The organism is Nostoc sp., from assembly GCF_036917375.1.
Lineage (GTDB): Bacteria > Cyanobacteriota > Cyanobacteriia > Cyanobacteriales > Nostocaceae > Nostoc.
Map to the genome: position 1 here is coordinate 1 of NZ_JBALDN010000081.1, position 13,863 is coordinate 13,863.

The 13,863-nt window shown below is 42.3% G+C and carries 14 protein-coding genes and 1 pseudogene; 11 read left to right on the forward strand and 4 right to left on the reverse strand.

The genetic code is table 11. The features are described 5' to 3' along the window. Positions 1-995: pseudogene (locus V7K45_RS21505) on the forward strand (hypothetical protein); the annotation flags it as partial. A 335-nt stretch (positions 996-1,330) separates the two neighbouring features. Here V7K45_RS21505 and V7K45_RS21510 read toward each other — a convergent pair. Beyond that, positions 1,331-1,594 (reverse strand): type II toxin-antitoxin system RelE family toxin, encoded by a 264-nt coding sequence (locus V7K45_RS21510; protein WP_335007008.1) that lies wholly within the window; start codon positions 1,592-1,594, stop codon positions 1,331-1,333. After that, on the reverse strand, positions 1,594-1,839 hold the full coding sequence (locus V7K45_RS21515; protein WP_335007010.1) for a hypothetical protein: 246 nt from the start codon (positions 1,837-1,839) through the stop codon (positions 1,594-1,596). The genes V7K45_RS21510 and V7K45_RS21515 overlap by 1 nt, the downstream gene beginning before the upstream one ends. Before the next feature lie 42 nt (positions 1,840-1,881). Here V7K45_RS21515 and V7K45_RS21520 point away from each other — a divergent pair, with 42 nt between their 5' ends. The 10 genes from V7K45_RS21520 to V7K45_RS21565 all read left to right on the forward strand — a co-directional run bounded on the left by V7K45_RS21520 (position 1,882) and on the right by V7K45_RS21565 (position 11,562). Further along, positions 1,882-2,067, forward strand: a complete 186-nt coding sequence (locus tag V7K45_RS21520) for a hypothetical protein (RefSeq protein WP_335007012.1) — start codon at positions 1,882-1,884, stop codon at positions 2,065-2,067. A gap of 750 nt (positions 2,068-2,817) precedes the next feature. After that, positions 2,818-3,213, forward strand: a complete 396-nt coding sequence (locus tag V7K45_RS21525) for a hypothetical protein (RefSeq protein ID WP_335007015.1) — start codon at positions 2,818-2,820, stop codon at positions 3,211-3,213. A gap of 116 nt (positions 3,214-3,329) precedes the next feature. Next, positions 3,330-4,385: a BMP family protein gene (locus V7K45_RS21530; RefSeq protein WP_335007017.1), complete on the forward strand. Its 1,056-nt coding sequence runs from the start codon at positions 3,330-3,332 to the stop codon at positions 4,383-4,385. 164 nt (positions 4,386-4,549) lie between these two features. Beyond that, entirely contained in the window at positions 4,550-6,037 is a 1,488-nt protein-coding gene (locus V7K45_RS21535; RefSeq protein WP_335007019.1) for an ABC transporter ATP-binding protein, read from the forward strand. A 160-nt stretch (positions 6,038-6,197) separates the two neighbouring features. Then, positions 6,198-6,824, forward strand: coding sequence for a Uma2 family endonuclease (locus tag V7K45_RS21540; RefSeq protein WP_335007021.1), 627 nt, complete (start codon positions 6,198-6,200; stop codon positions 6,822-6,824). A 181-nt stretch (positions 6,825-7,005) separates the two neighbouring features. Further along, positions 7,006-8,070, forward strand: a complete 1,065-nt coding sequence (locus tag V7K45_RS21545; protein ID WP_335007035.1) for an ABC transporter permease — start codon at positions 7,006-7,008, stop codon at positions 8,068-8,070. Positions 8,071-8,146: 76 nt separating this feature from the next. Beyond that, positions 8,147-9,085 carry an ABC transporter permease gene (locus tag V7K45_RS21550; protein ID WP_335007023.1) on the forward strand — a complete coding sequence of 313 codons (939 nt, stop codon included), beginning with the start codon at positions 8,147-8,149 and terminating at the stop codon, positions 9,083-9,085. Between the two features lie 187 nt (positions 9,086-9,272). Then, positions 9,273-10,031: an ATP-binding cassette domain-containing protein gene (locus tag V7K45_RS21555; RefSeq protein ID WP_335007025.1), complete on the forward strand. Its 759-nt coding sequence runs from the start codon at positions 9,273-9,275 to the stop codon at positions 10,029-10,031. After that, positions 10,028-10,660: an ABC transporter permease gene (locus V7K45_RS21560; protein ID WP_335007027.1), complete on the forward strand. Its 633-nt coding sequence runs from the start codon at positions 10,028-10,030 to the stop codon at positions 10,658-10,660. The genes V7K45_RS21555 and V7K45_RS21560 overlap by 4 nt, the downstream gene beginning before the upstream one ends. Beyond that, positions 10,660-11,562, forward strand: coding sequence for a glycine betaine ABC transporter substrate-binding protein (locus tag V7K45_RS21565; protein WP_335007029.1), 903 nt, complete (start codon positions 10,660-10,662; stop codon positions 11,560-11,562). The genes V7K45_RS21560 and V7K45_RS21565 overlap by 1 nt, the downstream gene beginning before the upstream one ends. Positions 11,563-11,621: 59 nt before the next feature. On the opposite strand, the gene V7K45_RS21570 is transcribed toward V7K45_RS21565, so the two are convergent. Next, on the reverse strand, positions 11,622-12,020 hold the full coding sequence (locus tag V7K45_RS21570; RefSeq protein WP_335007031.1) for a Uma2 family endonuclease: 399 nt from the start codon (positions 12,018-12,020) through the stop codon (positions 11,622-11,624). Between the two features lie 121 nt (positions 12,021-12,141). Continuing rightward, the gene (locus V7K45_RS21575) at positions 12,142-13,740 is read right to left on the reverse strand and encodes a calcium-binding protein (RefSeq protein ID WP_335007033.1); all 1,599 of its coding nucleotides are present in this window, start codon (positions 13,738-13,740) and stop codon (positions 12,142-12,144) included. Between the last annotated feature and the right edge of the window lie 123 nt (positions 13,741-13,863).

Sequence of the window (13,863 nt, forward strand, 5' to 3'; positions counted from 1 at the left end):
AGGATGAGTATTCTTGTGCCAAAGCCTTGAGTGCCTTAGCTGAGAAACTGCCAGATATATTGCCAGAAGCCCTTGCTGCTGCCAGGACAATTCAGAATGAGGATTCTCGTGCCTATGCCTTGAGTGCCTTAGCTGACAAACTGCCACCAGAGTTGTTGCCAGAAGCTCTTGCTGCTGCCAAGGCGATTCAGAATGAGGATTCTCATGCCAAAGCCTTGAGTGCCTTAGTTGACAAACTGCCACCAGAGTTGTTGCCAGAAGCCCTTGCTGCTGCCAGGGCAATTCAGCATGAGAGTTATCGTGCTGATGCCTTGAGTGCCTTAGCTGACAAACTGCCAGATATATTGCCAGAAGCCCTTGCTGCTGCCAGGGCAATTCAGCATGAGTATTCTCGTGCTGATGCCTTGAGTGCCTTAGCTGACAAACTGCCACCAGAGTTGTTGCCAGAAGCCCTTGCTGCTGCCAAGGCGATTCAGAATGAGGATTATCGTGCTGATGCCTTGAGTGCCTTAGTTGACAAACTGCCACCAGAGTTGTTGCCAGAAGCCCTTGCTGCTGCCAAGGCGATTCAGAATGAGGATTATCGTGCCAAAGCCTTGAGTGCCTTAGCTGAGAAACTGCCAGATATATTGCCAGAAGCCCTTGCTGCTGCCAGGACAATTCAAAATGAGTATTATCGTGCCAATGCCTTGAGTGCCTTAGCTAACAAATTGCCAGATATATTGCTAGAAGTCCTTGCTGCTGCCAGGGCGATTCCGGATAAGGATTATCGTGCCCAAGCCTTGAGTGCCTTAGCTGACAGTTTGTCACAAATGCCTATTGCTGAACTTTTCCCTCTTTGGCAAGATACACTTCATGAGCTATCCCTTCGCACTCGCCGTGATTTGCTGGAAGATATCAAAGCATTGTTTCCAGTTATCTTTGCATTAGGTGATGAAGCTGCAACGGTAGAAATTGCTCGTGCGATTGTGGATGTGGGGCGATGGTGGAAATAATTCGTAATTCGTAATTCGTAATTCGTAATTTAAGAGAGTTAGATTTAACTTGCATCTGTAGGCTGATTTTGGTCAATTGGTATAAAAGGATGCAAAATTTATAGTTTTAAGCGAAGTGCGATCGCCTTTTACAGCTACTCAACCCAATTCTCTAACAACAGCGCTGAATGCCAGGTATCGTATTTACAAACTCTCTCTGGTGTCCATGAGTGAGCGATCGCAATTAGTCATGAAATCATCAAAGAAATTGTCTAGACTGTCGATGAGCGATCGCCTATATCGGTCTTTCTACAGCAGAATACTAAGCGATCGCGTTGACGTTGACCATCTCAAAACTAACTTTTTTTATAAACATCTTTCCGATGCTTGCACTGCAAAATTTGTATGAGTTGACTTTCATCATCAATCTCGTAACGAACTCTATAATCACCAATCCGAATACGATACTCGTTATCAGAACCTTTTAACTTGACAATTCCATCGGGACGTGGTTCTAAAGCAAGATTTTGGATTTTTTCAATCACACGCTCACTCACATCATTGGGTAAGTTATCAATCTGCTTTTGTACTGACTTTGAAATAGCGATTGCATAACTCATTATCTCTGCTCTGAGCGGTTAGCAAGATATTCATCTATAGTCATGGACTCACCATCGTTATACTCAGCGCGAACTGCTTCAATTTCTGCCAGTGTTTCTGCATCGTCTTCGTACAACGCTTCTTCGTCCTCAAAAATTTGTTGCTCAATTAGCTCTTGAAGTTGACGTTTTTCTGTTAAATCAAGAGAAGATATTGCTTCTGCTAAAGTTTCTAAGGAGAGTTGTAATTTAACAATGGCTGGCATTTTTCTCTTATTGGGTGTATTATTTCGCATTTTGACACCATTATGCTGATTTTAACAGTTATATTTTTGTCAAGCCCAAAGTCTTTGGGTTGTATTTCACGGTTGTGGGGTGCAGCGCAGCAATTAGATTTGTCTAACCTGGGGTTGCGATCGCTTTTCCATAAATCGCGATCGCATCAGGGAATTCCAAGAAATAAATTATCCAATATTGTGGGGTGGGCAACATGAGCGCCCAGTCCATAGGGCGGGCGAGACGCCATTGGTGTCAACTTAACGTGAAACCGAACGTCCGCCAGCCAGGGATTAAAATCCCTGTCTCATAGCAAAAGTCCTCTGAAGAGGACTGAAGATTACAGTCCATTTTAATGGACTTGGGTTATTAGACCGCCGTTTTAACGGTGGGCGGACGCACAACACCCAACGAGTACGCTATTTCTGGCTTAAGTTGACACCACTGGCTTTTCGGCCCACCCCACAAGAGTTAATTAGATATTTTTTTATTTGGAAATCCCTCAGTCTTTTCTACAGAATACTAGCCGCTTTGCATCTCATCTATGCACTCCCCAATAAACTGGAGCGGTTTCAGTCGTGACGGGAGCGGTTTCAGTCGTGACGGGAGCGGTTTCAGTCGTGACGGGAGCGGTTTCAGTCGTGACGGGAGCGGCTTCAGTCGTGACGGGAGCGGTCTCAGTCGCGATGGGAGCGATGTCAGTCGTGACAGGAGCGGTTTCAGTCGTGACGGGAGCGATGTCAGTCGTGACGGAAGCGATGTCAGTCGTGACGGGAGCGATGTCAGTCGCGATGGGAGCGGTCTGACTTTTGCGTTTTTACATTATTAATTAAATTCTGAAGATAAATACCGAAAAATTACCGATATAACCTGAAAATTTTATCAGCAAAAATTGCGAGTTCTGCTGAACCGAAACGCAGTTTAATTAAGCCAAGCTAGCTTTAGCAGCATCTTAAAGGAGTAATTTTATGTCTCGTCAAAAACGTACATCCCGCGTTCTAGAAAAAGCTCAGTTAAGATCGGCTGGACTGAAATCGATTGTTCCAAGCGTCAAATTTGATGAAAATTATAATTTGGAAAAATTGATTGAGTCAATTGAGCAGTTACGCAACAAACTTGATGTTTATAATACTGCTCTGTCTGTGGTTGACTCTTCTAAAACTGAAATTGAAGAGATGGAAAAAAACTTGAGTCAGCTTTCTGAGAAGATGCTAATGGTCGTTGCGATCAAGTACGGCAAAGATAGCCGCGAATATGAGATGGCGGGTGGTGTTCGCAATAGCGATCGCATCCGCAAAATCAGATCGAGCCGCTTGAAAAATGTTGCAGAACAAGCATCTGATGAAAATGCTAAAACTGCATAAAATGCAATAGACGGCGATTTATCGCGTCTTTAATAAATCCTAGAGAATTGTTTCCAAAATACCACCTCCGACTTTAGAGTGTTGAAATAACTAAAATAGCTATCTGAAGGCGAGGTATGACAACAAACTTTAGTCGGCGTGAATTTATCTTGCTTGGTTCAGCAGGGTTTGGTACAAGCTTACTGCTGCAAGCTTGTAATAATCAGACGACACCAACAGCGACAACAACGGGTGGGACTGAAGGGTTTAAAATAGCGATCGCTCTTCCTGGAGTGATTACCGATAAAGGCTGGAATCAATCTGGTTATGAAGGAATAAATCTAGCAAAACAAAAGCTGGGTGCAGAAACGGCCTATGTCGAAAAAGTAGCACAAGCAGATCAAACAGAAGTATTAACAGATTTTGCTCGTAAAGGTTACAATCTCATCTTCGCGCATGGCGGACAATTTGATGCCGCAATTGAACAAGTCGCCTCACAGTTCCCCAACACATTTTTTGTCGGAGTAAATGGTAATCTCAAGACTGAGAATATTGCTTCTTTACGAATAGATCACTTACAAGCTAGTTATTTATGTGGCATTATCGGTGCTTCTATAACTAAATCTAATAAATTAGCTTATATTGCTGGAGAGAAGTTTCCCGCTACCGAGGGAGAACTGCGGGGATTTGAATTAGGCGCAAAGTCTGTTAAACCAAATATCCAAATTACCTCTACTTTTACGGGTGATTGGAATGATGTTGCTAAAGCTAAAGAAGCGACTCTGGCAATAATTTCTTCTGGTGCTGATGTCATCTATCAATGGTTAGATAATGCCTCAGCCGCAGTCTTACAAACAGCAGGTGAAAAAGGAGTATATGCTTTTGGTAACACCAAGGATCAATTGGATGTTGCACCAAAAGCTGTTTTAACCAGCGCTGTCAAACGCTTAGATTTAGCTATTGCTTACATAGCAGAATTAGCTAAACAAAAACAAATCAAAGGACAAATATATACAATTGGGTTAGAAAGAACAGACATCTTATTTTTAGGTAAATTCGGAGCAATTATACCGGAAGTAGTTAAGCAAAAAGTATTGAATGCAAAGCAAGAGATTGTTAATAAAAAAATCGTTTTTGAAGACTGTAAAGAGGCTGGTAAGGATACACGCTGCGTGAAGAAAGCAATCACGTAGGTTTAACATACAGATATCTTAAAAACTTTCGTAGTCAAATTACCCCCCTTATAAAGGTGGGAAATAAGAAATATTGAATCTTGTTCCCTCCCCTTTACAAGGGGAGGGTTAGGGTGGGGTAAAACTGACGCGAATCTTCACTACGAGCTATCAGTTTTGTGAATATGAACTATTTACGCTTAAACAATATTACCAAACGCTTCGGGTCTTTTATTGCTAACGACAATATCAACCTCTCTGTTGCATCTGGAAGCATTCATGCAATACTAGGCGAAAATGGCGCGGGTAAGAGTACTTTAATGAATATCATTAGTGGACTCTATCAACCTGATGCTGGTGAGATTTATCTCCAAGAACAACCAATAAAAATCACCTCACCAAATGAAGCAATTAAATTGGGCATTGGCATGATTTACCAACACTTCATGCTTGTGTCGAAACTTACTGTCACAGAAAACATCATCTTAGGGATGGAGAAAACTTGGCGGCTAAATCTAGAAGATAAACAGCAAGAAATCGCCGCATTATCCCAAGCTTATGGATTAGAAATTGACCCCACTGCCAAAGTTGAAAATTTATCTGTTGGGGCACAACAACGGGTAGAAATTCTCAAAGTTCTCTACCGTCGAGCAAAATTGTTGATTCTTGATGAACCTACAGCAGTTTTGACACCGCCAGAAGTAGAATCACTAATTGCTATCTTGCGCCAATTGGCAGCCGCAGGTAACACAATCATTTTTATCAGTCATAAATTAGAAGAGGTAATGAATCTCTGTGATTCAGTCACAGTTTTGCGCCAGGGAAAGGTAGTAGGAACAACATCAACTCAAGCGGCAACACCTCAGCAGTTAGCAACATTGATGGTAGGACGGGAAGTAGTTTTCCAGTTAAATAAAAGTCCGACATTACCAGGAGAAATCATCCTATCGGTGCAAAATTTGCAAGTTGCTGATGAAAGAAATATTCCGGCTGTAAAGAATGTATCTTTTGAACTGCGGGCAGGAGAAATTTTAGGAATTGCTGGTGTTGATGGCAATGGACAGCGAGAATTAGCCGATGCGTTGGCAAAGCCCGTCGCAGACATCGCTCTTGTGCGGAATCTTAAGCAGGGTAAAATTGAGTTTACGCCCAAGCATTCCTCAGTAGGCTACATCCCAGAAGATAGGCAGACAATGGGATTGGTGTTGCAATTTAGCATCGCCCAAAACTTGATTTTAAAAGCTTTTAAATATCTGCCATTTTGTCGCCGTTTTTTGTTACAACCAGAAGCGATCGCTAATCATGCCCAAGCTGCAATGCAAGAGTTTGATATTCGGGCGAATGGGAAAGATATCTTAGTAAGTCAGCTTTCGGGAGGAAATCAACAAAAAGTAGTGTTAGCGCGAGAACTGGCACAATCACCAGCTTTAATTATCGCCATACAACCCACCAGGGGGTTAGATGTAGGCGCGACAATAGCCGTCCAATCTCGAATCTTAACAGAACGCGATCGCGGTGCGGCAATTTTGTATATTTCTACTGAGTTAGAAGAAGTGATGGCAATGAGCGATCGCATTGCCGTAATCTACAGAGGTGAGTTTGTGGCTATTTTGGATGCAGCTACGGCGAAGGTGGAAGAAATTGGTTTGTTGATGGCTGGGGGAATTAATTAACCTCAGTTCGGGTTAAGGTCTTAATCTTAATCGCTTAGACGAGATAATAAGGGTTTCCGGCTTTCAAAAATAACGCCAGAATCAAGGTTTCAGCTTATTTTGAACTCAGGTTATATTAGCAACAACACTAAAAACAGAAAAAATTCATAAAGGTGACTCTATGACTCAAGCTTTACCTAAAACCAAGCTAGTAACCTTTGAAGAATTTGTACAGTGGAAACCTGACGGGGGGCAATATGAACTGCATGATGGAGTAATTGTAAAAATGACACAACCATTAGGCGATCATGAAGAGATCACAGGATTTTTAGCTACAAAAATTCCAATCGAATATGACCGACTTAAACTTCCTTACTTCATACCAAAAACAGCACTCGTAAAACCACCTGAAAATGAATCCGCTTATTCTCCAGATGTATTAATAATCAATCGCTCCAATCTGGTAAATGAACCTTTGTGGAAAAAAGAATCTACTGTTACTCAGTCCGCATCAATTCCTCTGGTGATTGAGGTAGTTAGTACCAATTGGCGTACTGACTATTATACTAAGCGTGGTATGTATGAAGAAATTGGTATTCTAGAGTATTGGATTGTAGATTACCTAGCTCTGGCAGGCAAATCGTTCATTGGCAATTCCAAAGAGCCTACAATATCGATTTATTCACTAGTTGAGGGCGAATACCAAGTCAGACAGTTCCGTGGGAGCGATCGCATTATCTCACCTACTTTCCCGGAATTGAATTTAACCGCCGAGCAGATTTTTCAAGCTGGAAACACTACCACATAAAGTTGACTCAAATTAATTTTAGAAGATGGCAAGCCATATTTGATTAAGTTGCCTGACTTCGGAACTTACACTTATAACATTGAGAAATGCAGAAAAGGCGATCGCTTTAGGAAAGTTTCAAAATGCGGTTTTCTATATTCCCAGTTATGCCTCAGTACAAGCATTCTATTGGGTTAGGCTCGTGCTGACACTAATTAATCGGATTCATCCTAGATTGCTGCCCATACTATCACCGCTGATTGCGATCGCCTCAGCGCTCATCGTCGGTGCTATCCTTATGCTAATTGCTGGGGCAAATCCTATCACCGCATACAGCATTCTATTTCAAGAATCTCTCTCTACCTACTTTGGATTTGGTAACACCCTCACCAAAATGACACCGCTATTGTTCGCTAGTTTAGGCGTGTTAGTAGCGTTGCGGGCTGGGCAATTTAATATCGGTGGAGAAGGACAAATTTATTTAGGTGCGTTGGGAAGTACTTTAATTGGGTTATATGTGCAAGGATTACCTGCGGTGATTCATATCCCCTTAGCACTTTTGGCAGGATTTTTCTTTGGTGCAGTTTGGGGTTGGATTCCTGGTTATCTCAAAGCAATGCGCGGAGTGAATGAGGTAATTACTACGTTGTTGCTAAACTATATCGCGGTAAATTTAGTTAGCTACCTCGTCCAAAATCCATTAATGGCAACAGGTGCGCCTAGTCCTTATTCGCCATTAATTGCTAAAACATCGCGTTTGCCGATTATCTTACCCCAAAGCCTTGCCCATGCTGGGATTTTATTCGGTTTAATTGCCGCAGGTATTCTATGGGTATTGTTAGTGCGATCGCCTCTAGGTTATCAAATTACGGCAGTGGGATTTAACCCGATTGCCGCCCGTTATGCCCACATATCTGTTGAACGTACCATTATGCTGGTGATGGCTTGTTCGGGTGGTTTAGCTGGGTTGGCTGGGAGTTGTGAGGTGATGGGGTTGAAATATAGGCTATTTGAACAAGTTTCCCCAGGTTATGGATTTGATGCTATTGCGATCGCTTTTTTAAGTCGTGGTAGTGTTGTCGGTGTAGTCTTGACTTCTTTGTTTTTCGCAGCGCTTCGCAGTGGTGCAAATGTGATGCAGCGTAGTGCAGGTGTGCCGGTAACTGTGGTTTACGCGATTCAGGGGTTTATGGTGTTATTTATTGCTATCAGTCTCGCAGTCGAAAGAGAAATAAGAGTAAAAACGCAGAGGGACGCGAAGGTTTAACGCAGAGGAACACAAAGAAAACTCTGCGATACTTTGCGCTTCCCTCATGCGTTCCTCTGCGTTTAAAAATAACTCTATGAATAATCTCAACTTCTTCTCCGATTACTTAACAGCTACCTTACGTCTAGCCGTCCCCTTAGCATTTGCAGCCCTTGGAGGATTGTACTCGGAACGATCGGGGGTGTTAAATATCGCCTTAGAAGGGATGTTGCTTACTGGTGCTTTTACCAGTGCTGCTGCCACCTTCTACACAGGCAATCCCTGGCTTGGTATCCTCGCTTCCTTAATTGCTGGGGGATTAGTCGGATTACTCCATGCTTTTTTATGTGTAACTTTGCGTGTCGATCAATTGGTATCTGGGCTAGCAATTAATCTTGTCGCAGCTGGATTAACATCATTTTTAGCTCGGTTAGTGTTTAGTGGCAGTAGTACACAGCAATTACCTGGAATTGGGACAATTATAATTCCTGGTTTAGCCAATATTCCCGCGATCGGGCCGCTACTATTTCAGCAAGATTTTTTAGTATATTTATTATTTGTCTTAGTTATTTTAACTACATACATTTTATTTAAAACTAGCTTTGGATTGACATTAAGGGCAGTAGGTGAATCTCCGAAAGCTGCTGACACGGCTGGAATTTCAGTACCATTTGTTCGTTATATAGCTGTGGTAATTAGTGGCACTCTTGCGAGTTTAGGAGGTGCTTATTTAACTCTGGTACAAGTAAGATTTTTTGCCGAGGGGATGAGTGCTGGTAAAGGATTTATTGCGATCGCAGCATTAATTTTTGGTAGATGGCATCCTATAGGTAGTGCTTTGGCTTGTTTGCTGTTTGGGGCTACAGAAGCTTTACAACTACGAATTCAGGCATTAGGGGTAAATATTCCTTACCAATTTTTAGTCATGCTACCTTATGCGATCGCTTTATTAGCATTAATAGGATTGGTGGGGAAATCTACACCCCCAAAAGCTTTAGGTACTCCCTACTTTGGAGAAGATCGCCACTCAGACTAATTTTAGGAAAAGCAAATGGGCGTTAGCACACTAGCAAAATCAGCACATAATACAATAGACTTCTTGCAAAAGTCGGGAAAAGGGTAAAGGTTTTGTATTTTCCCCTTCCCCTTTAACCTTTTCCCACGAGAGTGCAAAAAGCACTTTTGTAAGAGTTCTAATAGCTAGCGTCCCCCAAAAGCCACTCATGCCGCAAAATAACCAAATCGCCATCGAATTCCGCGATGTCACTTTTAGCCGCAATCATCGCCCATTGGTGTCAAATCTCAACTTCACCATTCGTCAAGGAGAAGCACTGGTATTACTTGGGCGCAGTGGTAGCGGTAAAACCACGACAATGAAGTTAATTAATCGCCTATTTACACCTACACAAGGCGAAGTTTTATTTGATGGCATTTCCACAACTCAATGGGATGAAATTAAACTGCGGCGAAAAATTGGTTACGTCATTCAAGAAATTGGTTTATTTCCCCATTTCACTGTCGAACGCAATGTGGGTTTAGTCCCGGCTTTAGAAGGTTGGCAACCAAAACAAATAAAAACGCGGGTTTATGAATTGTTGCAATTGATAGGCTTAGAACCAGCACAATTCGCCACACGTTATCCGCACGAACTTTCGGGAGGACAAAGGCAAAGAGTTGGTGTAGCCAGGGCTTTAGCAGCAGATCCGCCAGTGTTGTTGATGGATGAACCCTTTGGCGCACTCGATCCAATTACGCGCCTCGAACTGCAACAAGAGTTTCGGCATTTGCAGCAAGAGTTAGGCAAAACAGTTGTGTTTGTCACCCACGACATTCAAGAAGCCTTTGTGTTGGCATCGAGAATTGGTTTAATGTCTGGCGGAGAATTGGTAGTATTGGGGACGAGAGATGAATTTATGCGATCGCAACACCCGGAAAGCCTCGCCTTTCTCCAATGTCTGCGTTCTCTGCAAGATACTTTATGAAAAATTTCTTCCTGGTTAAGTATGCCCCAGAAATTCTTCAGCATACTCTAGAACACTTATTTCTAGTAGGCATCGCAATTGGAATTGCCATCCTTGTAGGCATTCCATTAGGTATTTTAATTACACGTAAAACTTATCTCCGTCAGCCAATTCTTGGCATAGCGAATATTTTCCAAACTATTCCTAGTTTGGCGCTTTTTGGCTTACTCATTCCTATTCCCATAATTGGCGGCATTGGTGCAGTACCAGCAATTGTTGCCCTGACTGTATATTCTTTGCTGCCGATAATTCGTAACACTTACACAGGTATAACTAGCATCGATCCAGCTATTCGAGAAGCTGGGAGAGGCATGGGAATGACAGATAGACAATTGTTATTGCAAGTTGAGATTCCCTTGGCGATGGGAGTAATTTTGGCAGGTGTGCGAGTCGCAACAGTAATTGCCATAGGTATTGCAACTATTGCTGCCGCAATTGGGGCTGGTGGTTTGGGAGTATTTATTTTTCGCGGTATATCAGTAGTGAACGATCAGTTAATTTTAGCTGGTGCAGTTCCGGCGGCAGTAATTGCATTATTGGCTGACTTTGTAATTGGCTGGATAGAGAATAAATTAAAAATTAAAAATTAATGAAGAGATTTTTCACACTTTGCTTTTTAAGTTTTGCCTTGTTATTGGCAATCACTGCCTGCACGCCGAATTTAAATAGTAGTAGCGATGGTAATATAGTTGTTGCTTCCAAAGATTTTACCGAACAAGATATTTTAGGTGAACTATTAGCACAGCAAATTGAGGCGACAACTAATTTAAAAGTAGCTCGTCGTTTCCGTTTGGGTGGTTCTTTCATCTGTCATAGTGCTATTACTTCTGGAAAAATTGATGCATATATTGAGTACACCGGCACATCTTTTACTGGGATTTTAAAGCAAAAAGCAATTAATGACCATAAAGAAGTTTATCAGAAGTTAAAACAAATTTATGCCGAGCAATTTAATTTGGAAGTGATGCCAACTTTGGGTTTTGAAAACACTTTTGCGATGATTATCCGGGGTGAAGATGCCAAGCGTAACAATATTCAAACTCTCTCCCAAGCTTCTCAATATACGCCTCAGTGGCGTGGAGGTTTTGGCTATGAATTTTTGGAAAGGGAAGATGGTTTTCCAGGATTAGCTAAAACCTACGGGTTACTTTTTGCTAAACCTCCCCAAATTATGGATTTGGGTTTAGTATATCGTGCTCTGATTCAAAAACAAGTAGATATGGTGGCGGGTAGTTCCACAGATGGGCAGATTTCCCGCTTGAATGTAGTGGTGCTAAAGGATGACAAAAAATATTTTCCTCCTTATGAAGCTGCACCAATTGTTCGGCAAGAAACTTTAAAAAAATATCCCGAATTAAGAACAGCGATCGCTTCCCTGGCTGGAAAGATTTCGGCAGATGAAATGCGGCAATTAAACTATTTAGTTGAGGGAGAATTACGTAATGTTAAAGATGTTGTCCAGGAGTTCCGCAAATCGAAGGGATTAAAATAATTCGTAATTAAGTATAGGCTTTACCCCACCCTAACCCTCCCCTTATAAAGGGGAGGGAACTAGATTTCTTTTTCAATTGCTAAATCTGGTGGTGGATCTGACTCCCAATCAATTCTTTTTTTGCCTACGAATGCTCTGCAATTTTCAATGTAAAAGCAAAAGTCTGGCTCTATGCCACTAACTTCTGGCAAGCTCATGGTGATGGGCGTAAATGACTCGTATATGCAGTTTAAATGGTCAAGTATAGCTATTACTATCAATGCCAGCAAACTGGCATCTCTTCCATGTTCTGGTAGCGGTGCCATCAGTAAAATTTCTCCAGGCCGATATTTAATGCGAGGTGAGGAGCGATCGCCTAGTTGCTGACTCAATACTTGATAGTCTTTCCAATCTCCCAAAAGCTTCAACACTGCGCCAGGTGGTAACTCGATTCTTTCTGGTGTAATTACAGTATCCATAATTGGCTAACATTTTAGATATTGGCGTAGACGCGTTCGCGCAGCGTGTCGCAGACAGACGCTGCGCGAACGTAGAGAAGCGGCTTGTCGCCAGACATCGCATTACATGAAGGATGAGCGATTAAACAACCACAAAATTGTTGTTTGTTAGTGACAACCCAGCAGATAATCCGGCAAATTGTATCTGAGTAAATGCGCCTGTACTACCATCCTGGTCAAAGAACAATGCACCTGTAGTGGAGTTATAAATAAATCGCTGGCTAGTAGTGGTTGCAGATTCTCCAAGTGTAAACTGACTTGCCTGAAGTACACCTGCTGATAAACCACCACCAAAACCAGCAGCCGAGACTTGAATTATTTCATTCGGTTTATTAATCGCACCGAAGTCACGTATCAGATCGAGACCTTCATCGAAACTATTGAAAGCAAAGGTATCAGTACCACCTTCTCCAAAAAGCCAATCATTACTGTTGCCACCGAAGAGGATAGCATCGCCATAATCACTTCTGAGGGTATCATCACCATTGCCACCTTCGAGGGTGTTATTATCTGAGTCAGAAGAGCCGATCAGGGAATCATTACCATCGCCACCATTAAGCAGATTATTGCCTATTGAACTGCCAACATCCAATGTATCGTTACCAACACCACCGTTGAGGGTGTTATTACCAGAGGTGGTGTAATAATGGATATTGAGAAAATCATTACCATCGCCCCCATCTAATAGATAATTGTCTGTTGAACCGTAAATATCCAATGTATCGTTACCAGCACCACCGTTGAGGGTGTTATTGCCAGAGGTGCTACCCACAACATAATTTCCGAATTCGTCGTAAAAGTAACTCCAGGCGCGTAAAAAATCATTGCCATCGCCTCCATTGAGGAGGTGATTTCCTGTTGAAAGACTAATATCCAAGATATCGTCACCGACGCCGCCATCTATTGTATCGTTACCATTGCCTGAGCGGAGCGTATCATTACCATTGCTTCCCAGAAGATAATCATCGTAGTTTGTACCTGTGATATTTAATTGTTCGATATTCTTGTAGCTAAACACTGTTGTGTCCGCCGTCGAAGAAATTACTCCAATGTTAGTAGCCGCATCGAAAGTCGAAGTAATTCCGGTGGTAGCACTGCTATAACTCAAAGACAAGCTGTCGTTACCTGTTCCCCCGTCTACTGTTTGAGTCACTAACGTAGATAGGGAGTCGAAATTTAAAGAATCATCGCCATTGCCGCCATTGAAGGTGTTATTGCCGATACGATCATTGAGAGTATCATTACCATCGCCACCGTTGAGAGTATCATTGCCATCGCCACCACGTAGCAAGTCATTGCCACTTAAGCCTTCAATAATGTCATCACCCCCTTGACCATTGATGACATCATTTGAATTGTCAAATCCACTAATATTGTTGTCGAGGTCATTTAGAAAGGTGACTGTATTTTTTTTAAAGACAGTGCTTTGGGTGGAGTTGGCATCGAAGACATCAAAGCTGTCGGTGATGGTAGTTTGCCCATAAAACAGAATATTGCCCAAATCTACAGTGCCTCCAGTAGATTTGGTGAGGTTATCCAGGTTTTCTAAGGTAAAGTTTTCCAGGATAAATCTGGTATCACCATACCCTTGAAAGCTGATTGACAAACTTGTGCCATTCTGGGTGAGAAGCAAATTTTTGGCAGTGAAACCACTATTGTCCTGGAATATCAGAGTATCCACTTCGGCAATGACTGCTGCTGTGGGGTTTCATTGGTGTCAAGTTAAAGCAGATGCCCAAATGTCAAGCGACCTTGAGGCGTTGCGTCGGTGTCGCTGACGAACAGCTTTAACCAATCCCATAGA